The sequence below is a fragment of the Scytonema millei VB511283 genome, assembly GCF_000817735.3.
In the GTDB taxonomy this organism is placed as follows: domain Bacteria; phylum Cyanobacteriota; class Cyanobacteriia; order Cyanobacteriales; family Chroococcidiopsidaceae; genus Chroococcidiopsis; species Chroococcidiopsis millei_B.
Genome location: NZ_JTJC03000005.1, coordinates 306850 through 329146, shown reverse-complemented (window position 1 = coordinate 329146; position 22297 = coordinate 306850). Strand labels below are relative to the sequence as shown.

Here is a 22297-nt window from a genome sequence, read left to right as displayed (position 1 = left end):
ATGAAACCCATGCAGCCTTGGTATTGGCGATCGCTTCCTTTAGAACAACGTAGCGGTTCTGAAATATTTGCAGCCCTATTTCGCCCCGATGCCAATCCAGACGCGATCGCAACTCTACTAGAAAGTCCTGCTCCCACATCCGAAGATCGTTCTCAACTGGCGCGTTACTCTATCTGTGCTGGCATACCCCGCATTATCGACGGACAGCCGCAACTGTGGACACCACCTGTTGGGGAGATTTTGCCATTTTTGCAGCAGCTATTGGAATGTAAGGGAGCAGGGAGCGCTTCGGTGCAGGGAGCAGGGGGGGAAAGAGCTGGGGGAGCAATTCCAGCCACTAGCCACCAGCCACTAGCCACTAGCCACTCACTCGACTCCCGACTCCCGATTCCCGACTCCCTCCCTTTTACTGGAGGATGGCTGGGTTGGTTGGGTTACGATCTGGCTTGGGAGATTGAAAAGTTACCCTATGTAAAATCAGATCCCTTACCATTTCCTGTTGCTTATTGGTACGAGCCTGAGTGTTTCGCCGTTCTCGACCACTTAGAACAAATTTTGTGGCTGGCTGTTTCCGTACCACAGCAGTTAGACGATTTACAAGAGCGACTTGAAAAGTCAGAAGTCAAAAGTCAAAAGTCAAAAGTTAAAAATAATTGCGAATTCCGAATTCAGTCAGCCGAAGGCGAAGCGCAGCGTTATTCCGAATTCTTACTACTCACCCATCAAGAAGAATACGAAACGGCTGTCTGCCGAGCAAAAAAGTACATTCAAGCTGGAGACATTTTTCAGGCAAATCTTTCTTTGCGCTTTGAAACCAGCACGAGCGCTAGTAGCTGGCAAATTTATCAAGCACTGCAACAAATTAATCCGTCTCCCTTTGCTAGTTATTGGCAGACTCCTTGGGGAGCAGTCATTAGCTGTTCGCCAGAAAGATTGGTGCAATTACACGATCGCCAAGTCCAAACAAGACCAATTGCAGGCACGCGATCTCGGGGAGCTACTCCCGCCCAAGACCGTGATTTAGCTCAAGATTTGTTAAGCAATACTAAGGAGATTGCCGAACATATCATGCTCGTAGATTTGGAACGTAACGATCTAGGGCGTGTCTGTGAATGGGGTTCTGTCGTTGTCGATGAATTACTAGCGATTGAGCGATACAGTCACGTCATGCACCTTGTGAGTAATATTACTGGTACGCTCAAACCAGAATACAATGCGATCGATTTAATTCGCGCCGTGTTTCCTGGGGGTACGATTACTGGCTGTCCTAAAGTCCGTTGCATGGAAATTATTGAAGAATTGGAGCCAGTCCGCCGCAGCTTGTTTTACGGTTCCTGCGGTTACTTAGACTGGCGCGGTAATTTAGACTTGAATATTTTGATTCGGACTCTGCTGTATAGCAGGGAGCAGAAAGCAGGGAGCAGGGAGCAGAGTAAGAGAGCTGAGGGCGCTGAGGAGGCTGAGGGAGAAAAATCACGCGCCACTAGCCACCAGCCACTAGCCACTCTCCCAACTCCCGACTCCCGCAATCAAGTTTGGGGACAAGTTGGAGCGGGGATCGTTGCTGACAGCGACCCCGAGCGAGAATGGTATGAGTCTTTGCACAAAGCTCAAGCCCAAATCATCGCCTTGAAAAGAACGGAAAAATGAAGTCGTAAGTCGTAAGTTGTAAATCGTAAGTAAGAATTAACTAGTCACTAGCCACTAGCCACTAATCACTGATAACTGACAACTGATGCTACGTTTAGGAACGGATATTATTTACATTCCTCGAATTGAGAAGGTTATAGAGCAATTTGGCGATCGCTTTTTGCGGCGCGTCTACACGCCAAATGAGCTATTGGATTGTCGTTACGAGCAAAATGCTCCTAGTCGTAATGCGATGAATAAACTAGCTGGTAGATGGGCGGCGAAAGAAGCTGTGGTCAAAGCTTTGGGGACTGGCTGGCTGGGCGTAGGCTACACTGACGTTGAGATTTGCCGTCAACCGAGCGGCGTTCCTACCGTACAATTACACGCACGAGCGTTAGCGCTCGTAGATGCTTGGGGACAGTTGCAGTGGCAGTTGAGTTTGAGCCATGACGGAGATTACGCGATCGCTACGGCGATCCTCGTCTGTTCTTAGGAGCGGTCGCATTCTCAAGGCGATCGTTGCCAGCAACTTTATAGTTCTACATAAAGACAGAAGAATTTAGAAATTATCCCAATAAACTTAAAACAAATTGTGAATAATGAAATACAAATTACAAATTTAGACAATTGATATCCTTCACTGCCATAAAATACATGTTTTAAGCTGCGATCGCCGTTGATGAATACAGAAAATTATTTGAATCATCCTACATTTGGGTTGTTATTCCGCATCTGCCTTTTGGAGGAACATCAAGAACTTTTCACCACGCTCTACGCCCAGCGCTTATTTTTTTTGGTGACACTTGAAGCTTCAGGGATGAAATTCGAGCCAGTGAGCCGCTCTGAAGCTCGTTTACTATTGGAGACTCGACTGCGGTTCTTACGTCGTAACGGTCAATATCAAGAGTACGATCGATTACAGAAGACTTTGCAAGCCACCTTCCAATGACTATTCAGATTGCCGAACGTATTGCGCTTATCCGTCAACAACTTCCAGCTACCGTCCGGTTAATCGCCGTCACCAAGCAGGTATCCGTAGAAGCGATGCGAGTAGCATATCAAGCCGGAATTCGGGATTTTGGCGAAAGTCGCATTCAAGAAGCCGCTAGCAAACAGCAGCAGTTACAAGATTTACCAGACATCACTTGGCACTTAATTGGTAGCTTGCAAAGCAATAAAGCCAAAAAAGCTGTAGAACTTTTTCAATGGATTCATTCTCTCGATAGCTTAAAGTTAGCTCAACGTCTAGACCGACTGGCACAAGAGCTATCTTGCCGTCCTCAAGTGTGTTTGCAGGTCAAAATTCTCAGCGATCCAAATAAGTCTGGTTGGACTATTCCCGATTTGTTAGCCAGCTTACCAGAATTAAATCGCTGTCACAACCTGCAAATCGAAGGCTTGATGACAATTCCACCCTTAGATTTGAATGATGTCGAAATCCTCAATGTTTTCGAGCAAACTCGCGATTTAGCCGATAAAATTCGGCAGCAACACTGGTCTAATCTTCAGATGCACCAGCTATCAATGGGAATGTCTGACGATTACCAATTAGCCGTCCAAGCTGGAGCAACAATGGTACGTTTAGGACGGATAATTTTTGGCGATCGCAGTTATCAGTGACCGGTTATCAGGGAGCAGGGAGCAGAGAGCGGTTGACTTCTCAGATAATTCTTAGTCCTCAGTTTCTAATTTATTATTTCGCATGTCAAATAACTTTTGGAAGAAAAACCAAAGTGAATATTAAAAATTTCCGAAAAATAGACTTGACAACTGTATACTGTGAAGTCAAAATTCTAGCTGAGAAATAGCCGAAACTTGTAAATTTGACTACAAAATAGGCGATTTATCAAATTTCAAGAATTGCTAAGATTCGCAGTGAAACCTCAAAAAGGCGGATAACATGAACGCCAACTTCCTAAATCATTGCTTATTTGGTAGTTGCTCGAAACGGTTTTTCCCAGTAGATTTGTAGCGTGTAACGCAAGGGAGAGTGAAGTGAGTACGTTTTCTAAGTTAAAGCATTGGCTCGTTGGTACTAACGAAGAGTACGAATACGAAGACGAATTCGATGATATTGAAGAATCAGGGGATGAGGCATACTCACCCGAACCTACCCCTGTGCCAGAAAAAGAAACGCGCCAGCAGCGTCGTTGGAATCAAGTTAACGCAGGTGGTAAAGGGAATGTAATTGATATGCATGGAGCATTGAACGGTAATTACGAAGTAGTTCTGATGGAGCCGCGTTCCTTTGAGGAAATGCCACAAGCCATTCAAGCTCTGCGCGATCGCAAGATGGTAGTGTTAAATTTAACAATGATGGAACCAGACCAAGCACAACGCGCTGTAGATTTTGTGGCTGGCGGAACCTACGCTATGGACGGACATCAAGAGCGAGTGGGTGAAAGCATCTTCCTATTTACACCGCTATGCGTTCAGGTTACAACCCCAGGAACATTGGGTCACGACCTCCCACAAGCCGTACCAACACGTCCCCAGCGCATGAGCGCACCCGCACCCGCATGGACGGCTGAATCGACTAGAATAGCTCAATCTGGCTAAAATACGGTTCTTCAGCTCCTAGACGGTCAATCGTCATCAGTCATGAGTCATTGGTTACAAACATCAAGAAATACAAATGACAAACGACAAATGACAAATGACAAAACAGACTGATAGCTATGAGCCGATCGCTATGGAAAAATCGTCAATTAAGTTAGGTATTATTGGTGGCGGGGTAATGGGAGAAGCCATTTTATCCCGCCTTATTAGTGGGCAAATTTATCAACCTCTAGAAGTCATAGCCAGCGAACCGCAGCCGTCACGTCGCAATTTTTTGCAGCAACAATATGGCATTCAAGTAACAACAGAAAATGCCAAAGTCTTATCGGCAGATACAGTTGTATTGGCAGTAAAACCGCAGATATTTGCAGCAATTAGCCAAGACTTAGCAGATGTATCCAGTAGGGGCGCACAAATGTCCGCCCCTACTACAACACAATTGCCGTTGATAATTTCCATCATGGCAGGCGTAACCTTACAGCAGCTAGAGGCGGCTTTTTCTCATTTACCAGTGATTCGGGCAATGCCCAATACCCCTGCTACAGTTGGTGTAGGTATGACGGCGATCGCTTTAGGCGCTCGTACCAGCGACTCTCACAAACAAATTGCCCTGCAACTCTTTTCAGCAGTAGGAGAAGTTGTAGAAGTCTCAGAATCCCTCATGGATGCCGTTACGGGGCTTTCTGGTTCGGGTCCAGCTTATGTCGCAATCTTAGTAGAAGCATTAGCCGATGGTGGCGTAGCCGCAGGCTTACCCCGAAATATTGCTAACCAACTCGCCCAGCAAACCGTCAAAGGCACGTTGCAGCTATTGCAAGAAACAAGCATTCATCCAGCCGAATTAAAAGATCGCGTCACTAGCCCCGGCGGAACGACAATCGCGGGAGTCTCAGCCTTAGAAAAAGCAGGCTTTCGTTCTGCCCTAATTGAAGCCGTAGTTGCTGCAACAAAGCGATCGCGAGAACTGGGGAATCAGTGAGTGGTGAAGAAAGGGTGTGGGGTGTAGGGTGTAGGGTGTGGGGTGTAGGGTGTAGGGTGTGGGGTGCGTGAAGAAAGGGTGTGGGGGTGGAGAATTTTGTATTTCTCCTCTGCTCCTCTGCCCCTCTGCTCCCTCAGCTTCCTCAGCTGCCTGCTCCCAGCTCGTCCCTGCTCCCTAAATTTCCAAGATTGGTTACCCTATTAATAAAGGGTGTTGAATAAATTATTGAGTGAAAATTCCCCAACTGCAAGCTGACCTAAATCTAGAGAGTATCTTTCCGTTTGAGCTGGATGAGTTCCAACGACAGGCGATCGCGGCACTGAATGCCAATCGCTCCGTAGTTGTTTGTGCGCCTACGGGTTCTGGCAAAACTTTAATTGGGGAATACGCGATCTATCGCGCCCTCTCTAGAGGCAAGAGAGTTTTTTACACTACGCCGCTGAAAGCGCTATCGAATCAAAAATTACGCGACTTTCGCGATCGCTTTGGGGCAGATTTGGTCGGATTGTTAACAGGCGATGTTTCGATCAACCGTGATGCACCAATCTTGGTGATGACTACGGAAATTTTTCGTAATATGCTCTACGGTACTCCCATTGGTGAAGTGGGAACATCCCTTGAAGGTGTAGAAGCGGTGGTTTTGGATGAATGCCATTACATGAACGATCGCCAGCGGGGGACAGTATGGGAAGAATCTATTATTTATTGTCCGCCAGATATTCAACTGGTAGCACTTTCAGCCACGATCGCCAATAGCGACCAACTGACAGATTGGATCTGTCGCGTTCATGGACCCACAGAACTAATCTATTCTGAATTTCGTCCCGTCCCGCTCGAATTTTATTTTGGCAATCCTAAAGGAATATTTCCTTTACTCGATCCCAAGACTGGAAAACTCAATCCGCGACTGCGACCGAAAAAGGGTAGTAGCGACAGAAAGCAGGGACCCAGACCGGAAACTCCTAAGTTAATTGACACCGTGGGGCATCTCTACTCTAGAGATATGCTACCAGCCATTTACTTTATTTTCAGCCGTCGCGGTTGCGATAAAGCCGTCGAGGAACTGGCAGGCGTAACGCTAGTTAATCCAGAAGAAGCGGCTCAACTCAAAATCCAAATTGATGAATTTTTGCGCCGCAACCCAGATGCAGGACGTGTCGGACAAGTAGAACCACTCTATCGCGGGATTGCCGCTCACCACGCGGGTATATTACCAGCCTGGAAGGGGTTAGTAGAAGAATTGTTTCAGCAGGGTTTAATTAAAGTTGTCTTCGCGACTGAAACCCTAGCGGCAGGAATTAATATGCCAGCGCGGACGACGGTAATTTCTACCTTATCCAAACGTACAGATCGCGGACACCGCTTGCTCAATCCTTCCGAATTCTTGCAAATGGCAGGACGCGCCGGACGGCGAGGTATGGATAAGCTCGGTCACGTCGTCACTTTGCAAACGCCATTTGAAGGCGCGAAAGAAGCTGTATATCTAGCCACTGCTAAACCAGACCCGCTAGTGAGTCAGTTTGCTCCCAGCTACGGCATGGTGTTAAATCTGCTGCAAATTCATAATTTAGCAGAAGCGAAAGAGCTGATCGAGCGTAGTTTTGGGCAATATCTCGCTACATTGTATTTGAAACCCCAATACGATGCGATCGCCGAGATGGAAGATCGACTTGCCGACTTGCAAACTCAAATGCAGTCGGTCGATGAGGATCGGTTAAATCATTATGAAAAATTGCGACAACGGCTCAAAGTCGAACGCCAACTCTTGAAGGTGCTGGAAGAACAGGCATTAGAGGCACGACTAGAGCAATTGAGCCTGACGATTAATTTTGCCATGTCGGGTACGTTATTGAGTTTGCGCGGCAAGCACGTCCAAACATCAACGCCGATTCCAGCGGTGTTGGTAGCGAAAATTCCTGGTTCGGGACAAGCACCTTATTTTATTTGTTTGGGTCGAGATAATCGCTGGTACGTAGCAGCTAGTAGCGATATAGCAGATTTATTTGCCGAGTTTGCTCGATTAGATATTCCCGAACATCTGATGCCGCCCGTAGAAATGCCACTTAAACCAGGGCAAGCGCGTAAAGGCAATGAAGAAACAGCAGTAATTGCGGCGCAGATTCCCGATCTACCCCCGTGGCACGCTGCGCCAGAGGTTTTAGAACAACAACACCGAGTTATTGCCGTACAAGAGCAACTAACAGCTCATCCTTTGCATCATCTAGGCAATCCCGCTAGTATTCTCAAACGCAAGACTAGAATTGCTCAACTGCAAACAGAAATTGAGGAAAGACATGCAGAGTTAGAACGTTACGCCCACCATCACTGGGAAGAATTTCTGCACTTAATGGAAATTTTGCAGCGATTTGGGGCTTTGGACGATCTTACGCCAACCAACTTAGGCAAAATTGCTGCTGCTGTCAGAGGAGATAACGAACTGTGGTTGGGTTTAGCCCTTGCCAGTGGCGAACTAGACAATCTTGCCCCCCATCACCTCGCTGCGGCGATCGCCGCGCTAGTCACGGAAACACCCCGCCCCGATAGTTGGGTACGCTATCTCTTATCAGAAGAAGTCGATATTGCCTTGGCGAGTATCCGTCCGATTCGGCGACAGTTATTTCAATTACAGCGGCGCTATAACGTCACAATTCCAATTTGGTTGGAATACGATTTAGTCGCTTTAATCGAGCAGTGGTCGCTAGGCGTAGAATGGAGGGAATTATGTGCTAATACGAGTTTAGATGAAGGTGATGTCGTCAGATTGCTGCGCCGAACGTTAGATTTACTCTCTCAAATCCCTCACGTTCCATTTTTGTCAGAATCTTTACGTCGCAATGCTTATCGGGCAATTCAACTGATGGATCGTTTCCCAGTTAACGAAGTACTCGAAGAAGAATAAAAGTCAAAAGTTCAGTAGGGGTTGGTTTATTTCTCAGTTTTCTCATGAATTATTAGTAAATTACTATCTAAACCCGCCCGTACAAAAGTCAAAATTGTTGACTTAGCCGTTTCACCGAATCTGCTTCAGTTGTTGATTTACTTCGTCTAGATAGAAAGCTTCGGGATCGAATGTACCACCAATCCATTCCAACATCGATTCATGTTCTGGATGATTTGGGTCTTGAATTGCTTCTAAAAATTCTGCATAACCCCAAACCCCGCCACAGTCTTCTGGCGGACAGGCACGTTTACCGGTTAAACACAGTGGATAGTGCGTCTGCGGTTCGGGTGATAGTACCTTTTCGACTAAAATCTCATGTTCCCAAGAATCGCCCATGTCATAGGTATAGTGGAATTTGAACTTTTCCCCTGGCACGACTTGGCTTAATTTTGCCGTCTGTTCGTTCCGCATATCGAGCTCGTAGTCTGGCATTGGTTGCCCATATTCTACGCCTTGAATTGTAAAAGCATGAAGATGGGAATTTGTCCAGCCCATTGCCTCTTGAATAATTCGATGCAATTTAGCCAGCGTGATGTCGCTGTAGACTTGCACTCGTCTCCAAATCGGCGGACGCAAATCTTGAAGCGTTATTTTCAGCTGATAAACCGATCGCTCTGTTGTTTGCTTGCGGGGTGGCATGGTTGAGGCAGAGAATTCAACAATATATCCAGCAATAAAGCATAGTTTTCTGCTTCTAACGGTTTTCTATTATCCCATGCTTGCGGAAGGGCGATCTCAAAAGATTTTGTCACGCATCAGCCGTAGGCGTTAGCGATAGCGAAGGCGAAGCCGTTAGCGTAGCGTTAGACGCAAAGGCGCAAAGAGGTATAATGAACTCGCTTTTGCGCGAGATTTCAAATAAAGCTTTTCCGAATAACAATTTACCCAGAATTTTCTAGTAAATAATCAATTGCTGCTGCTAGTTTCGATTCGTATTTCTCGGCAAACCGTTCAAACCATAATCCTTCAGGAGAAAACGGATCTAACTTTTCTAACCACACTTGAGCCGTTTTTTTCAACTCTTCTCGTTTTTCTTGCTGAAGTTGCTGTTGTTTTAGTTGTTCGGCTTTTAATTGTGCTTGTCTAATTTCTTCTTGTTCGCGATCTTGGCGATCGCGATCGGATTTTACTTGCTCTAAGATACGATCGATCGCCCCACTCGATTTAGCTGTAGAAAAACTTTCTACTGGCGGCTGAGGACTGGGTTTTGCAGGCTGCTTTTCATTTTCTGCTTTGAGTTGGGATAGCAGGCGATCGATCTCATCCATATATATTTCCTCTTCTGCCCTCAGCCTTCTGCCTTGTTTCAGCAAGCCGCGATCGCCATTTTAGCTCAATCGCCAATAGCGTTCATCAGCACTTCAGATAAACTCATATCCTCTAAATCGTCCAACGTCACCGTGTCGCAGATATCAAATTTAGCACCAACTCCCTGCAATTGATCGTCTAAAGCTTTCAGAAATTTGGTGGCTTGCGGATCGGAACCAACTTGAATCATCGAAATTGCTAATTCTTCATCCCGTTCCATCTGACGGGTAGCATTGATGATAACTTCAAACACCGCACGGCGATCGTCTGGTTCTCCATCAGTCACGACGACAATAGTTTCTCCCTCTGGCTTTGTCTGTCCCTTGGCTTTGCGCTGAAAGTAATTATTAGTCGCATCTTGTAGCACGGATGCTAGATTCGTCGTCCCCACCGGATCGTTTTCTAAAAAGATTTGAGAGACTTTCGCTGATGTCACATCATCGTAACGCTTAAATTTACCGGAAAAAACATATACAGTAATGCCATCAGGATCGAACTGTTCGCACTTTCTCGCCACGGCTAAAGTAGATTCTTGGGCAACTTCCCATCTACTTTTACCCCCCTGTTGGTCGGGAGTAGACATACTGCCGCTTTTGTCAAGAATTAAAGTGTAGTCGCGGTCTGTCATACTAGACTCTCCTATGCTCAGCTGCGTCTAGTCTAGCCGCCGATCGCTTTTCCGTCAGCTGTTTGAGGGTTCGATCTGATGTCAATTAATGTTTTAAACTCCCCAGGTAAGATTCGAACTTACGACCAATCGGTTAACAGCCGACCGCTCTACCACTGAGCTACTGAGGATTGCGAATATTTATAATAACCCTTATAAACAGGTTTTGCAAGTCTCTGTCTAATTTTTTTTTGAGAATTTGTTTTCTGCCGCACCAAATTACAAGCCAAAGCGCATTTTAGCTAGCTTTTGCCGCGCTTTCGGGTCGATCGCCGAAGCCAGAAATCTCCCTGATGATTGTTTGCCTTGTTTGTGTTTGCGGCGCGATCGCACTGTAGCCGCCTCGACTTCTTGTCTTAATTGCAAAGCCGAGAGCCATTCCGCACCGTAACCCATTACAGTTAGTTGCTGAGCGCGATCGGAGGTAGCAACAATTAAGCGGGAGCAGAGCGAGCGATTTAAATACTGCCTGTAGTATGCCGCGCAGATTCTTTCTATATATGTGTCTGCCGTTTCGCCGAAATTGGTGTAGTATACAGATAGATTTTCTGTTTTGACTTCTTGAGTCCCAATCGTCTGTTGATACTGAGCGTCAAAAACAATTTGAGTACTTAATCCCTTAAAAGCACTGTAACTAATTAAAGCTTCTGCCAACTGCCACCGCGCTGCCTCTAATCCGTCGCGATCGCGGGCTATTTTCAGGTGTTGCCAAGCGCCAATGATGTTGTAGCCGTCTACTAGCAAAACAGGTTGAGTCGAAGGGGGTGACATGGTTCGCTGTGAATGTTACTAAATATAAAATTTATTATTCACAATTTTAATCTTTGTTTGCGTATCACGCATGACACTCAGGGGCAAATAGCAAGGGCTTGACACTGTCAAGCCCTTGCTGTGTCCTATGCTGCGACTTCCATCAGTTTTTGTCGCAACCGTTTTGGTTCTCCTCGATCGATCAGACAACCGCGTTCGAGTAAAAAAGCACCGTCGCAATAGTTCAACTCGTCGAGACGATGCGTCACCCAAAGGGCTGTCATTCCCCGACTTTTAACCAAATTTTGCACCTGCGCCACCAAATCGAGTTGACTATCGGGATCGAGGAGGGCTGTAGGTTCGTCAAGCAACAAAACTTCGCAACGACGGGCGATCGCCCCAGCAATAGCAACGCGCTGCTTTTGTCCTCCACTCAGGGCATAAATCGGACGACGCTGTAGTTCTAATAAATTTACCGCAGCCAGCGCTTCTGTGACTCGCTGACGGACTTGGGAGATGGAGAGTTTTTCTTCCACCAACCCAAAAGCCACGTCAGCCCCCACAGTCGGCATTACGAGTTGGTGATCGGGATTTTGGAAGACAAAGCCAACTGGATGCACGATGCCAATTTGACCGGACTGAGGTGTTAACAAGTCTGCTAACAACCGCAGTAAAGTAGACTTACCGCTACCGTTGACTCCCAACAACATCCAAAACTCTCCCTTTGGTACTTCTAAAGAGAGAGATTGAAAAACTTGTTCTCCGCTAGACCAACTAAAGCACAAATCCCGAACTTGAATGGCAGATTCAGCCATTGACACCCCAGCTAGTTATTTAGATTCGGTAAAGGCAAAAAAGCCGGGGGTTTTGCCAGCAGCTGTGCTGTCTTTTTGCGAGATCTGCACCCCAGAAATTTCGCTGGTACGGACGGCGACTTTCTTTTCTGGCTGGCGATCGCACGTCAGTTCGATAATCTCTGGATTTCCACTGCGCATTGCTGCCAGAATTTGATTGTATGCTGCTTCTGCATCCGCAGTTTCCTTCCGTTGTACTGACACCGGAAAGGCTGTGTTTTTGATTGTCAAGTCGATCGTGAACATTTTATCTTCAACATCGTGACTAAGCTGCTCTCATCTTAACCTTTGCGACTGAACTACCTGATGGAATCGCAAGAAAGAGGTGAGCATTGCATCTTTTGAGCGAAAATCGATCGCAGACTGATGCTAGGTGTGAAAGGGTATGAATGGTTCCAAAAATAAATTGTGGCAATGGTTGGCGATCGCTCTACCGTTCCCCTTACTTGTATTTAATGGATGGCTGGCACTCCTAGTTTTTCAGTATTTTCAACCTCTAATCACCATATTCGGCTTAGCAGCGGTCTTAGCCTTCATTCTGAATTATCCCGTGCAGTGGCTTCAACAGCGCCAAGTACAACGCCAATATGCAGTATTCTTAGTCTTTCTCATAGCTTTAGTCGCGTCGATCGCTTTAGGTATTACCTTAATTCCACTACTCATAGAAGAGTTAAGCGAAGGTGCGAGACTACTACCGCAATGGATTGACGCTGGAACGGCAAAGCTAAAAATGATAGACACTTGGGTACAAACGCAGCAGTTGCCTTTCAATCTGACTCATTTAACCACACAAGTAAGCGATCGCCTCCCAGATGAATTACAGTTTCTAGGCGAAGAACTAGTAACGCTGATTATTGGCACGATTGATAGCGTTTCCGAGGCAATTTTAACCGTCGTGCTGACGTTTTACCTCTTATTGGACGGCAAACGGCTTTGGCATGGCATTTTTGGACGTTTACCATCTCGCTGGAGTATTCCAATACAGCGATCGCTTCAGCAAAACTTTCAAAATTATCTGATCGGTCAGGTGGCACTAGCCGCACTAGTCGGTACAGCCATGACTTTAGCATTTGTGGCTTTAGGAGTCCCTTTCGGATTGCTATTCGGCTTAGGAATCGGCGTAATGACTTTAATTCCCTTTGGAGACGTTTTAAGTTTCAGCCTCGTTGGACTGTTAGTCGCAGTACATGACTTCTGGCTGGGAGCCAAAACATTAGCAGTAGCTGTAGTAATTGACCAAATTATCGATCAGGCGATCGCTCCTCGGTTATTGGGTAGTTTTACAGGCTTAAGCCCGATTGGAGTGCTAATAGCTTTGGCAGTAGGGACTAAAATTGGGGGGTTACTGGGTTTACTCACAGCCGTCCCGATCGCGAGTTGTTTGAAAAACCTTTTCGATCTCTTCCTCCCCGTGTCAGAAGATGCTTTAAATCCCGCAGAGACATTACATTTTAAAGGGAGCAGGGAGCAGGGAGCAGGGAGCAGCGAGTAGTTATCAGTGACCAGTGACCAGTTAATAATCTACTACACCCCACACCCCACACCCTACACCCTTTCTTCACTCACTAACGATGAACCGCGCCTTTTTACCGATTCAACAATTTCTGATCACTTGGCTGCTGATCTTGGTTTCAGTGTCGGTGACGCTTCGAGCCTTGGGTTACGTGGGCGAATTATTAAGTATTGTCATTAGCGCCGCTCTAATTGCCTTCTTACTCAACTATGCCGTAGCTGGATTGCAAACTTTTTTACCCCGCACAGTAGCAGCCGGACTCGTCTACTTGGGAGCGGGATTTGTCTTTGCGATTGTCGCGTTGACTGTAGTGCCGCTTGTATTTAACCAGGCGCGGCAGTTGGTGAATAACTTACCAACCATTCTCGATTCGGCTCAGGAACAATTAAATACTTTTCAAGCCTGGAGCGCTCAATATAACTTACCCTTTGATGTCCAGTTGCTTGTATCGCTGTTATTGGATCGGCTGCAAACCCAGGCTGAAGCGATCGCATTTAAAAGTCTAGGCTTGGCGATTGGTACGTTTAATTGGTTTTTGGACGCAATTCTAATTTTAGTCCTCTCCTTCTACATGCTAATTGATGGGGAAAGGGTGTGGAATAGTTTGACGAGTATCCTCTCGCCTCAAATTCGCTCTGGCTTAACTGCTGCCTTGCAACGCAATCTCCAGCGCTTTGTCTCAGGACAGCTCTTGCTAGGGTTATTTATGGCTGTCACGCTCACCATCGCTTTTTCGACACTGCGAGTGCCGTTTTTCCTCTTATTTGCTGTTTTTATTGGCTTAACAGAAGTTATTCCGTTTATCGGTGCGACTTTAGGGATTGGTACAGTCGCGATCGTAGTTGCTTTTATCGACTGGTGGCTTGCGCTTCAGGTTTTGGCGATCGCAGTTGCCCTACAACAAGTCAAAGATAACTTAGTTGCACCTCGGATTATGGGCAATCTGACGGGTTTATCGCCTGTGGCTATTTTCATCTCTCTATTACTGGGGGCGCAATTGGGCGGATTTTTGGGTGTGATCCTTGCCATTCCCCTAACTGGAGTCGCAAAAAGTTTGGCAGAAATTGTTCTCGATCCGACTCTACCACCCCAAACGGGGTCTTTCTTCCACAATCCTTTTGCTGATGATGTCGATGCAGATGCTGAGGTGGATGGTATAACTTCAACCAAACGTTTCTCAGAAATGGAAGATCTAAGTGTGTCAGCTGCGGCAACTGAAGCAAGAAAAAACTTATAACTTGAAGTCAATTCATAAAATTATCCAATCATATTTTCCAAATGATACGTCCTTAGACGGGTTCAACTAGGGGTTACATCTTGCTACGAGCAGGAAAAAATCTGCAATCTCGCGATCGAATTCATCCAATAGGGTTGTTGCATTTTATGGTTCAGTTGTACAAATAATAATTAGAGTGAGTTAAGATTCGTAAAGTGAGTTTACAACTCGGTCTACTTTCTGCCTAACGTGAAAGTAAACGCTTTTAAAGTTGGGCGTAAAGCTCGCAAAAAAGTAATCATAAGAAGATTTGGAGATTTGTCCTCATGACAATCGCAGTAGGACGCGCACCGAGTCAAAGAGGATGGTTTGACGTTCTCGACGACTGGCTCAAGCGCGATAGATTTGTATTCGTCGGTTGGTCAGGGCTATTATTATTCCCCTGCGCCTACCTAGCACTAGGTGGATGGCTGACCGGAACCACATTCGTCACCTCGTGGTACACCCACGGGATTGCCAGCAGCTACCTGGAAGGAGCCAACTTCTTAACCGTAGCCGTATCGACCCCAGCCAACAGCATGGGACACTCATTGCTGTTTTTGTGGGGACCAGAAGCGAACTGGGACTTCACGCGCTGGTGTCAGTTGGGGGGCTTGTGGGCATTTGTCGCCTTACACGGGGCATTTGCGCTGATTGGATTCTGCCTGCGGCAGTTAGAAATTGCCCGCTTGGTGGGGATCAGACCATACAACGCTTTAGCATTCACCGGACCAATTGCGGTCTTTGTCAGCGTCTTCTTGCTCTACCCCTTAGGACAGTCCGGCTGGTTCTTTGCGCCTTCATTTGGAGTCGCGGCGATTTTCCGCTTCTTGCTGTTCTTCCAAGGGTTCCACAACTGGACGCTCAACCCCTTCCACATGATGGGAGTCGCCGGGGTATTAGGAGGAGCGCTGTTGTGCGCGATTCACGGGGCAACGGTGGAAAACACGCTGTTTGAAGACGGCGATAGCTCCAACACCTTCCCTGCCTTCAACCCGACTCAATCGGAAGAGACCTATTCGATGGTGACGGCAAACCGCTTCTGGTCGCAGATTTTCGGGATTGCCTTTTCCAACAAGCGCTGGTTGCACTTCTTCATGCTGTTCGTGCCAGTGACTGGTTTGTGGATGAGTGCAGTGGGAGTCGTCGGCTTGGCGGTGAACCTGCGGGCATATGACTTCGTCTCTCAAGAGCTGCGGGCAGCGGAAGACCCCGAGTTCGAGACTTTCTACACCAAGAACATTCTGCTCAACGAGGGCATCCGTGCCTGGATGGCACCTCAAGACCAACCCCACGAAAACTTCGAGTTCCCTGAGGAGGTTCTACCTCGCGGTAACGCACTCTAATCTTGTCAAGAGAAGTGTTTACGAACCTCTCGACTTGATGGTCAGCAATCTATGGGTTGCGATAGGATGTTAACTTTCTTCCTTTTATAAACCAAAGCCTCCACAACTTAGTGGAGGCTTTTTGTGCTTTGCATTTTGATGAGACCGATTACGCTTTGAATCTTTTATCTCGATGCTTCTGATTCTTGTCTGCTACGACTTCGACTCCCTCTACTAAGCTTCCTAGCAGAAAGCAAAACATTGCAGGAGGAAGACAAACTTTGAGGTTAAAAAATGCTGGTACAGCCAAGCTGAAGGCAATAAAAAATAGAAGGGTAGAAAGTTTAGGCTTGGGTTTTGCTGCCAGCATAATCAATAAGTCGTGCTTCGATTCTGCTGAAAGCATTCCCCTACGGATAATGAAAAGTATCACAAATTGCTCTGCTTAATCAAATCTTGTTTTGGCGATCGCTCAGTATGAAGAAGTGGAATAGTTGACAGTTAACAGTTGACAGCTGACAGTAAACGCTACGTGAAGACGGTTGAGGATTGACGGTAATTGATAACTGATAACTGTACGGGCGGGTTTGGAACGAAGATTATGGCTTGAGCCGTGAATCTGTTTGCGCGCACCCGCCCCTACGACAACTGATAACTGACAACTGATTTCACGCAAAACGCAAATCGTGTGTTATCTTAAGTAAAGCAAACGACGGCAGGGCTACACGCTCTGACCTCTTGAGACTAAGACCGCTTAGGCAACAAGGAGGTGATGCCCATGATAGAAAGTAGTAAATGCATGGGTCATCAGGTTGAAGCTAGCCGGCTGCGCGCCGGAGCCGTTCTCTAAAGTTAGCCTTAGTCTTTTTGAGACTGAGATAACTCAAAGACCCAGGCTGGTTTGGAGTTCCTTCCGGCAGTCAGGTTTCAATCTGAAGACCCAACTAGACCGCTCTTACTTCGATCGCAAGATCCCTAGTAGGAGCGGATAGCTTTTTATAGGGGGAGCAGACGTAACTGCGATCGCCTACTAATTATTCATTCCCAACCATTTCAATTACTTCTATTGGAAGAATTTATTTATAGGCTCAAAGAATGATAATTCTAGACTAGAGAAGATTGTAAAAGGTGGTTCTAAATTCATGGCTCATCCTAGCACAGAGGAAATTTCTGCTCAGCTAGACAGCCCCAATAGTCGCGATCGCATGGTGGCTTTAGCCCAGCTGCGTCACGTCCCAGCTGTTGAAGCCGTACCTTTGATTAAAAAAGTCCTCGATGATGAGATTTTGCAAATTCGCTCGATGGCTGTATTTGCTCTAGGTATAAAGCATACAGACGAATGCTATCCAATTTTAGTGCGCTTGCTAGAAACCGACGCAGACTACGGCATTCGCGCTGATGCCGCTGGCGCGTTAGGGTATTTGGGCGACCCGCGTGGAGTTGAACCATTAATTCGGGCTTTCTATGAAGATACGGAATGGTTAGTCCGCTTTAGTGCAGCAGTATCGCTGGGCAACCTCAAAGATCCTCGCGCTCGGCAAGTCTTGCTACAAGCCTTAGATAGTGATGAAATAGTCATACAACAGGCAGCGATCGCGGCAATTGGGGAAATTAGAGACTTAGAAGCGATCGAGCCAATCCTTCGCTTCGCTCAATCAGAAGATTGGTTGGTGAGACAGCGCCTCGCAGAAGCATTGGGCAACCTTCCCAGTCCTAAAAGCTTTTCTGCCCTCAGATACATGGAAAAAGACAATCATTTTCAAGTTGCAGAAGCCGCCAGAATCTCACTCCAACGCTTGGGGGAGTCGGTTTAGTAGACAAGGGGGACAGTTAGAATTCAAAATTCAAAATTCTGAAACGTCAGTACGGACGGGTTTAGTAAAAAATTCACGACTCAGGCGGATCGCTCTATAGACTCAAAACCCGCCCCTACAACTCCTATTCACTGATAACTGATAACTGACAACTGACAACTGACTCCTGTTACTCTAAATTAAGAGAAATTTTAAGAACTGTTGCTTTAGGATCGTAGCTGCATGAATATTCAAGAGTTTTTTGAGCTGAGTGCTGGTAAATGGTTTTCCCATCGCACCAGTCACCACCTTGCCTTTAAACAAGCTGAGGATGGCAAATCGGATATTGTAATTGAAACGCTGGCGTTGGATTGCCCAGAGGTCATTAAGCTTTGCGAACAATATGAAATCGAACCTGGCTTGGCAACGTGCGGGGCGCGAGTCAGCTGGAATGGGACGATGGAATGGGATGAAGAAAAACACACTGGCTCTACCGTGCTGGTTTCTGTCCCTGATGCCGATAACCCCGATCGAGGTAAGCTGTTACGGGAAATGGGTTATGCTGAAAAAGCACCTGTTGCCGGACGCTACATGATGGGTGGCGATAAAGCACTGACTCTAATTACTGAGTACGAAACCATGTTTTCCGAAGAGAGGCTGTGGTTTGCTAGCCCTAATTTACGGATGCGAGTTAGCGTCTTAAAGCGGTTTGGTGGCTTCAGCATGGCTTCCTTTACCTCTGAAATTCGCATGGGCGGAGTGCAGCCATCTGCACAAGCAGTAGAAGCTTTTAATGCAAACTAATTTTTGAGGGAACGGGAAAGAGAGCTGAGGGAGACAAGGGAGACAAGGGAGATAAGGAAGAGGGGGGAGAAGTCTCCAATTCAGAAGTTAGGAGCCATATTTCTTTCTCTACTCTCTGCTCCCTGCTCCCTGTTCCCTGCTGTTAGCGATATTGAGAAATTGCTTTGAGTTTAGTACAAAAATCAGAAGCTTTGGTAATTCCTGGGTTAAATTGACGAATTGGTGGCTGGTGGAAACTACCGCTCGATTTAGGTGAAGCACTACTTGGTAAGGGATGATGGCGCTTTAGATCGGACTCGTGGCGATCGCACTGAGTCTCTCGCTCTGATGCCTGATGTTGTTCAGCAGTTGCAGGAGTAGCATTAGGAGCAATCTCTACGACTGCAACCGCAGCCGATCGTTTATGACTGGCGTTAGCTCTGATTTTATGAAGGTGACGAGCAACATCATTCAGTTGCCTAGGTTGAGTAGAAGTGGTATCCGTTATCGCTCCACTGGTTCGGCGATCGCCACGATTCAGTGGTGTAACAGGTGCGATCGCGATTGGACGATAATGAACTTCGGGTAATAACGGATAGCTGGGCTGGGCGCTCAAGCGTGGTTGAATGTTGCCGCAGACAAGTCGTTCAAACTCGCAATTAAAATGAGGTTGGATCTGACCTCGCCGCTGCCAGATACTTAAGATTTGCTCGACGGAGACTGCTTTATAACGACCTTGGTAAAGAGCTTCGATTGCTGCCAAGCGCACCCAGTTTGCGGGATAAAATCTCAGCCAGCGTTCGACTAATTCGCGAGCATTATGACCACCCAGGTCGAAGATATAGTGTAGTAATAATGCGACTGCGCTATCAGCAGTTGGATTCCAAGCTTGTGTCAACATTAGCTAGCCTACACTTCTACAATAAAACATGCGATCGAATTTAGCCTAATTTTATTTATACGCACAATCCCCCCGTAAGGATAATAAGTTGCTCTTGCCTAACTGCACAACGAAATTTATATTGTTTTAATTTAGCAGCAGCGATCGGTTATTCAGTTGTTAGTGTACAGACGTTACATGTAACGTCTGTAAAAGTTATCAATTGTCAGGATTTGTAGGGACGAGTATTTTGCAGCTCTGGGTGCGATCGCCAAAAATTCTGTAGTTACAACCTTTCCGTACAGCAGAGCGATGCGCGATCGCAGACATGAAACGAAAGACAAGAGGTTGATAATTCCGAATTCTCAATTCCGAATCCCTCCGCCTCTACTTTCGCCATACCAATAGTATGACTCCAGCAACGATAAATCCTAAAGCGATGATTTGATTTAAAGGAATTGACTCTCGAAAGACAAAATAACCCAATATGACTGAGAAAACATAGGACAGGGAAGCAGCTGGACCAGCAACACTTAGGTTTACTCTCGTCAATACCAGGATGTAGAAGAATGCTCCCATGCCATAGCAAGCCAATCCTACCAGCAACTCTGGAGTGCTTAAGATTCCGAGCAAATGGCTAAACATATTAGTGGCATTAACTTTTCCTAACTTTAATGCCCCTGATTTTAGTAACCATTGCCCAGCTACACTCGCTAGGATCGAAATTAAGAACAATCCGAATTCTGGTAAAGTCACGCAATAATCCTCGTGGCAATTAATTCGGTTTACTAGTTTACGCTCTTCTTGAGCATCGCTTAACGCTAATATTGTTTCGGCATGTTTTGGCAAATTTGTAGGTAGAAACCTTATGACAAATCTGGCGATTTCTCCAAACACGCAAGAGCAAATTGAAGCTTGGCTGCGCGGTTTACTGGCAGTAGCCTGGGCAGATGGTGATTTTGAGGCACACGAACGAGAACTCATTCCGACTCTGGCACTAGGAGAATTAAAACCCGCAGACAAGCTAAGTGCCATAACACCAATTACCGTAGAGGAACTGGCTGCGGCACTGGGACAAAACCAGAACATGGCAGAAAACTTTTTACGCACAGCTGTCATGGTGGCGATCGCCGATGGTACTTACTCTACCCCCGAAGACGAGCTGTTACATCAGTTCTGCCACGCCCTCGGTCTACAAGATAACGTACTTGTCTCCCTGCGTCATACTCTATGCGATCGCCCGCAAGATGAGTTAGGTTCTTATCCCCATATAGATGTACTCCACCCCGTGCGCGACTGGCTCGATGGGTTAGAAATCCAGGATCCCAAAGTCGCCCGTTTTTTATGTAAAATGATACCTCCCCAATGTCCTTTTGAACGAGATATCAAACTCTTCGGTCATAAAGTCGTCCACATTCCCCCTTTATGCAAGCTCAACCCACTGTACGAACAACTAGTAGGCTTGCGCTTCCGTGCCTTGTCCTACTTGGCAGATGACTGTGGCGAAGATGTTTCAGAATATATTTAGGCAGTAGGGAGTAGGGAGTAGGCAATGGAACAAGATTTTTACTCTGCCTCTTTCTCTAACTCCTAACCCCTAACCCCTAACCCATTAAAAAATGCAATTTATCGATCGCGCGGAAATTGAAGTACTAGCTGGTAAAGGTGGCGATGGAATCGTCGCCTTCCGGCGCGAAAAGTATGTCCCTGCTGGTGGACCTGCTGGCGGAAATGGTGGTAAAGGCGGTTCTGTGTTCTTAGTAGCAATGGAAAATCTGCAAACTTTGCTAGATTTTCAGTACGCCCGCAGTTTCAAAGCCAAAAATGGCGAACGTGGTGGACCGAATAACCGCACGGGAGCCGCAGGCGAAGACCTATATCTTGAGGTTCCCTGCGGTACGGTTGTCTACGATAAGGAAACTGGAGAAATCATCGGCGATCTCGTCCTTTCAGGTCAAGTTTTGTGTGTGGCTGAAGGTGGTAAGGGAGGACTGGGTAATAAATATTTCTTAAGTAATCGCAACCGCGCTCCAGAGTATGCTTTACCAGGATTGCCTGGAGAACACAAACTATTGCGCTTAGAGTTAAAACTGTTGGCAGAAGTTGGCATTATTGGACTACCTAATGCCGGAAAATCAACTCTAATTTCTGCTTTATCTGCTGCTAAACCGAAAATCGCCGACTATCCTTTCACTACCCTAGTACCGAATTTAGGAGTCGTCCGCAAGCCAACGGGTGACGGAACTGTATTTGCTGATATTCCTGGGTTAATTGAGGGAGCGCATGAAGGAGCTGGGTTAGGACACGAGTTTTTGCGTCATATCGAACGCACTCGCTTATTACTCCATTTAGTTGACGCTAGTAGCGAACAACCGTTGTCTGACTACCAAATTATTCAGCAAGAATTGATTGCCTACGATCGCGGACTGGTAGAACGTCCCCAAATCTTAGCTCTTAATAAAGTCGATGCAGTAGATGAGGCTACGGTAGAGGCGATCGTCCACCAGTTAAAACATAAAACTGGAATGCAAGTCTTACCAATCTCAGCCGTCACCCGTCAAGGATTGGACGCACTAATGCAACAAGTCTGGTCTATGCTCGACGAGCTAAATGCTGTTAGGTAATTAGTAAGTCGTAAGTCGTAAGTCAAAAGTTAAAAGTTAAAAGTCAAAATACAGGAGTCAGGAGCCAGGAGCCAGCAGTAATTTTTCTCCCTCAGCTCCCTCAGCTCCCGATCGCTCCCTCAGCTCTCTTCTCTCCCTTGTCACTCCCTGCTCCCTGCTCCCTGATAACTATCAACTGATAGACGTTTACATCTAAAATAGATTAAACTTGTAATGAGTTCATATAAGTAACTAAGAACTCGACAGTTAATTGTTAAGTCTCGTACGGTTTTAGGCTGGTTGTAATTTTTACAAACAAAAGCGAAACGTCATTAGCAACGGTATGGGATTAAACGTATTAACCTGAAGCTCTTAGCACAAATTCAAAGCGACTCAGTGTTTGCAACTAAAGAGAAGATAGAATCATCACTCATTGACATGGGTAGTTAAGCTAC

Annotated in this window: 26 protein-coding genes and 1 tRNA gene; 14 read left to right on the top strand and 13 right to left on the bottom strand. The window is 46.4% G+C overall.

All coding sequences use genetic code 11. The features are described 5' to 3' along the window. The 7 genes from QH73_RS19100 (at position 1) to QH73_RS19070 (ending at position 8069) form a co-directional block, all read left to right on the top strand. On the top strand, positions 1 to 1650 hold the full coding sequence (locus tag QH73_RS19100) for an anthranilate synthase component I (protein ID WP_052290087.1): 1650 nt from the start codon (positions 1 to 3) through the stop codon (positions 1648 to 1650). Positions 1651 to 1735: 85 nt separating this feature from the next. After that, positions 1736 to 2125 (top strand): holo-ACP synthase, encoded by a 390-nt coding sequence (gene acpS, locus QH73_RS19095; RefSeq protein ID WP_039715880.1) that lies wholly within the window; start codon positions 1736 to 1738, stop codon positions 2123 to 2125. Positions 2126 to 2311: 186 nt separating this feature from the next. Further along, positions 2312 to 2581, top strand: coding sequence for a transcriptional coactivator PipX (gene pipX, locus QH73_RS19090; protein ID WP_039715881.1), 270 nt, complete (start codon positions 2312 to 2314; stop codon positions 2579 to 2581). Next, the gene (locus tag QH73_RS19085; protein ID WP_039715882.1) at positions 2578 to 3252 is read left to right on the top strand and encodes a YggS family pyridoxal phosphate-dependent enzyme; all 675 of its coding nucleotides are present in this window, start codon (positions 2578 to 2580) and stop codon (positions 3250 to 3252) included. Before pipX ends, QH73_RS19085 begins: the two co-directional genes overlap by 4 nt. A 375-nt stretch (positions 3253 to 3627) precedes the next feature. Beyond that, positions 3628 to 4191, top strand: a complete 564-nt coding sequence (locus QH73_RS19080; RefSeq protein WP_015153756.1) for a cell division protein SepF — start codon at positions 3628 to 3630, stop codon at positions 4189 to 4191. A 97-nt stretch (positions 4192 to 4288) separates the two neighbouring features. Then, positions 4289 to 5170, top strand: a complete 882-nt coding sequence (gene proC, locus QH73_RS19075; protein WP_236147083.1) for a pyrroline-5-carboxylate reductase — start codon at positions 4289 to 4291, stop codon at positions 5168 to 5170. Between the two features lie 229 nt (positions 5171 to 5399). Beyond that, entirely contained in the window at positions 5400 to 8069 is a 2670-nt protein-coding gene (locus QH73_RS19070) for a DEAD/DEAH box helicase (RefSeq protein ID WP_039715883.1), read from the top strand. Positions 8070 to 8180: 111 nt separating this feature from the next. On the opposite strand, the gene QH73_RS19065 is transcribed toward QH73_RS19070, so the two are convergent. From QH73_RS19065 to QH73_RS19030, 8 genes are all read right to left on the bottom strand, one after another. Continuing rightward, positions 8181 to 8750 (bottom strand): plasmid pRiA4b ORF-3 family protein, encoded by a 570-nt coding sequence (locus QH73_RS19065; RefSeq protein WP_039715884.1) that lies wholly within the window; start codon positions 8748 to 8750, stop codon positions 8181 to 8183. Further along, positions 8705 to 8863 (bottom strand): hypothetical protein, encoded by a 159-nt coding sequence (locus QH73_RS19060; protein ID WP_165587737.1) that lies wholly within the window; start codon positions 8861 to 8863, stop codon positions 8705 to 8707. The genes QH73_RS19065 and QH73_RS19060 overlap by 46 nt, the downstream gene beginning before the upstream one ends. A gap of 129 nt (positions 8864 to 8992) precedes the next feature. Beyond that, positions 8993 to 9424: a salt stress protein, Slr1339 family gene (locus QH73_RS19055; protein WP_309476510.1), complete on the bottom strand. Its 432-nt coding sequence runs from the start codon at positions 9422 to 9424 to the stop codon at positions 8993 to 8995. 20 nt (positions 9425 to 9444) lie between these two features. Continuing rightward, the gene (locus tag QH73_RS19050) at positions 9445 to 10047 is read right to left on the bottom strand and encodes a vWA domain-containing protein (RefSeq protein ID WP_039715886.1); all 603 of its coding nucleotides are present in this window, start codon (positions 10045 to 10047) and stop codon (positions 9445 to 9447) included. Between the two features lie 98 nt (positions 10048 to 10145). Further along, positions 10146 to 10217 (bottom strand) — tRNA-Asn (locus tag QH73_RS19045). Positions 10218 to 10305: 88 nt separating this feature from the next. Then, positions 10306 to 10857 (bottom strand): NYN domain-containing protein, encoded by a 552-nt coding sequence (locus QH73_RS19040; protein ID WP_039715887.1) that lies wholly within the window; start codon positions 10855 to 10857, stop codon positions 10306 to 10308. Positions 10858 to 10982: 125 nt separating this feature from the next. After that, positions 10983 to 11651, bottom strand: a complete 669-nt coding sequence (locus tag QH73_RS19035; protein ID WP_015153750.1) for an energy-coupling factor ABC transporter ATP-binding protein — start codon at positions 11649 to 11651, stop codon at positions 10983 to 10985. Between the two features lie 15 nt (positions 11652 to 11666). Further along, positions 11667 to 11936, bottom strand: coding sequence for a UPF0367 protein family (locus QH73_RS19030; protein WP_039715888.1), 270 nt, complete (start codon positions 11934 to 11936; stop codon positions 11667 to 11669). A gap of 139 nt (positions 11937 to 12075) precedes the next feature. Between QH73_RS19030 and QH73_RS19025 the strand changes: the two genes are divergently transcribed. The 3 genes from QH73_RS19025 (at position 12076) to psbD (ending at position 15804) form a co-directional block, all read left to right on the top strand. Next, on the top strand, positions 12076 to 13182 hold the full coding sequence (locus tag QH73_RS19025) for an AI-2E family transporter (protein ID WP_039715889.1): 1107 nt from the start codon (positions 12076 to 12078) through the stop codon (positions 13180 to 13182). A gap of 79 nt (positions 13183 to 13261) precedes the next feature. Further along, positions 13262 to 14440, top strand: a complete 1179-nt coding sequence (locus QH73_RS19020; RefSeq protein WP_039715890.1) for an AI-2E family transporter — start codon at positions 13262 to 13264, stop codon at positions 14438 to 14440. Positions 14441 to 14745: 305 nt separating this feature from the next. Then, the gene (gene psbD, locus QH73_RS19015) at positions 14746 to 15804 is read left to right on the top strand and encodes a photosystem II D2 protein (photosystem q(a) protein) (protein ID WP_015153746.1); all 1059 of its coding nucleotides are present in this window, start codon (positions 14746 to 14748) and stop codon (positions 15802 to 15804) included. A 148-nt stretch (positions 15805 to 15952) separates the two neighbouring features. On the opposite strand, the gene QH73_RS19010 is transcribed toward psbD, so the two are convergent. Together QH73_RS19010 and QH73_RS19005 are read right to left on the bottom strand one after the other, a co-directional pair. Further along, the gene (locus QH73_RS19010) at positions 15953 to 16216 is read right to left on the bottom strand and encodes a hypothetical protein (protein ID WP_015153745.1); all 264 of its coding nucleotides are present in this window, start codon (positions 16214 to 16216) and stop codon (positions 15953 to 15955) included. A gap of 39 nt (positions 16217 to 16255) precedes the next feature. After that, positions 16256 to 16459 (bottom strand): hypothetical protein, encoded by a 204-nt coding sequence (locus tag QH73_RS19005; protein ID WP_132867376.1) that lies wholly within the window; start codon positions 16457 to 16459, stop codon positions 16256 to 16258. Positions 16460 to 16925: 466 nt separating this feature from the next. On the opposite strand from QH73_RS19005, the gene QH73_RS19000 reads away from it, so the two are divergent. Then, a complete protein-coding gene (locus QH73_RS19000; RefSeq protein ID WP_039715892.1) occupies positions 16926 to 17597 on the top strand; it encodes a HEAT repeat domain-containing protein in 672 nt (223 codons plus the stop codon). Positions 17598 to 17819: 222 nt separating this feature from the next. After that, on the top strand, positions 17820 to 18380 hold the full coding sequence (locus QH73_RS18995; RefSeq protein ID WP_039715893.1) for a phycobiliprotein lyase: 561 nt from the start codon (positions 17820 to 17822) through the stop codon (positions 18378 to 18380). 142 nt (positions 18381 to 18522) lie between these two features. Here QH73_RS18995 and QH73_RS27880 read toward each other — a convergent pair whose 3' ends face one another. The 3 genes from QH73_RS27880 to QH73_RS18980 form a co-directional block, all read right to left on the bottom strand. Next, on the bottom strand, positions 18523 to 19260 hold the full coding sequence (locus tag QH73_RS27880) for a hypothetical protein (protein ID WP_039715894.1): 738 nt from the start codon (positions 19258 to 19260) through the stop codon (positions 18523 to 18525). Between the two features lie 173 nt (positions 19261 to 19433). Further along, positions 19434 to 19583: a hypothetical protein gene (locus tag QH73_RS18985; RefSeq protein WP_165587736.1), complete on the bottom strand. Its 150-nt coding sequence runs from the start codon at positions 19581 to 19583 to the stop codon at positions 19434 to 19436. Between the two features lie 43 nt (positions 19584 to 19626). Then, positions 19627 to 19995 carry an EamA family transporter gene (locus QH73_RS18980; RefSeq protein WP_039717536.1) on the bottom strand — a complete coding sequence of 123 codons (369 nt, stop codon included), beginning with the start codon at positions 19993 to 19995 and terminating at the stop codon, positions 19627 to 19629. Positions 19996 to 20107: 112 nt separating this feature from the next. On the opposite strand from QH73_RS18980, the gene QH73_RS18975 reads away from it, so the two are divergent. Together QH73_RS18975 and obgE are read left to right on the top strand one after the other, a co-directional pair. Further along, a complete protein-coding gene (locus QH73_RS18975) occupies positions 20108 to 20767 on the top strand; it encodes a Mo-dependent nitrogenase C-terminal domain-containing protein (protein WP_039715895.1) in 660 nt (219 codons plus the stop codon). Positions 20768 to 20858: 91 nt separating this feature from the next. Then, the gene (obgE, locus tag QH73_RS18970; RefSeq protein WP_039715896.1) at positions 20859 to 21863 is read left to right on the top strand and encodes a GTPase ObgE; all 1005 of its coding nucleotides are present in this window, start codon (positions 20859 to 20861) and stop codon (positions 21861 to 21863) included. Positions 21864 to 22297 lie beyond the last annotated feature (434 nt).

What these genes read in the sequence shown, in the direction of transcription:
- QH73_RS19100 (WP_052290087.1), top strand. Translation starts at nt 1, where the DNA reads ATGAAACCCATGCAGCCTTGGTATTGGCGATCGCTTCCTTTAGAACAA.
- acpS (WP_039715880.1), top strand. Translation starts at nt 1,736, where the DNA reads ATGCTACGTTTAGGAACGGATATTATTTACATTCCTCGAATTGAGAAG.
- pipX (WP_039715881.1), top strand. Translation starts at nt 2,312, where the DNA reads ATGAATACAGAAAATTATTTGAATCATCCTACATTTGGGTTGTTATTC.
- QH73_RS19085 (WP_039715882.1), top strand. Translation starts at nt 2,578, where the DNA reads ATGACTATTCAGATTGCCGAACGTATTGCGCTTATCCGTCAACAACTT.
- proC (WP_236147083.1), top strand. Translation starts at nt 4,289, where the DNA reads ATGACAAAACAGACTGATAGCTATGAGCCGATCGCTATGGAAAAATCG.
- QH73_RS19065 (WP_039715884.1), bottom strand. Translation starts at nt 8,750, where the DNA reads ATGCCACCCCGCAAGCAAACAACAGAGCGATCGGTTTATCAGCTGAAA.
- QH73_RS19050 (WP_039715886.1), bottom strand. Translation starts at nt 10,047, where the DNA reads ATGACAGACCGCGACTACACTTTAATTCTTGACAAAAGCGGCAGTATG.
- QH73_RS19040 (WP_039715887.1), bottom strand. Translation starts at nt 10,857, where the DNA reads ATGTCACCCCCTTCGACTCAACCTGTTTTGCTAGTAGACGGCTACAAC.
- QH73_RS19035 (WP_015153750.1), bottom strand. Translation starts at nt 11,651, where the DNA reads ATGGCTGAATCTGCCATTCAAGTTCGGGATTTGTGCTTTAGTTGGTCT.
- QH73_RS19030 (WP_039715888.1), bottom strand. Translation starts at nt 11,936, where the DNA reads ATGTTCACGATCGACTTGACAATCAAAAACACAGCCTTTCCGGTGTCA.
- QH73_RS19025 (WP_039715889.1), top strand. Translation starts at nt 12,076, where the DNA reads ATGAATGGTTCCAAAAATAAATTGTGGCAATGGTTGGCGATCGCTCTA.
- QH73_RS19020 (WP_039715890.1), top strand. Translation starts at nt 13,262, where the DNA reads ATGAACCGCGCCTTTTTACCGATTCAACAATTTCTGATCACTTGGCTG.
- psbD (WP_015153746.1), top strand. Translation starts at nt 14,746, where the DNA reads ATGACAATCGCAGTAGGACGCGCACCGAGTCAAAGAGGATGGTTTGAC.
- QH73_RS19000 (WP_039715892.1), top strand. Translation starts at nt 16,926, where the DNA reads ATGGCTCATCCTAGCACAGAGGAAATTTCTGCTCAGCTAGACAGCCCC.
- QH73_RS18995 (WP_039715893.1), top strand. Translation starts at nt 17,820, where the DNA reads ATGAATATTCAAGAGTTTTTTGAGCTGAGTGCTGGTAAATGGTTTTCC.
- QH73_RS27880 (WP_039715894.1), bottom strand. Translation starts at nt 19,260, where the DNA reads ATGTTGACACAAGCTTGGAATCCAACTGCTGATAGCGCAGTCGCATTA.
- QH73_RS18975 (WP_039715895.1), top strand. Translation starts at nt 20,108, where the DNA reads ATGACAAATCTGGCGATTTCTCCAAACACGCAAGAGCAAATTGAAGCT.
- obgE (WP_039715896.1), top strand. Translation starts at nt 20,859, where the DNA reads ATGCAATTTATCGATCGCGCGGAAATTGAAGTACTAGCTGGTAAAGGT.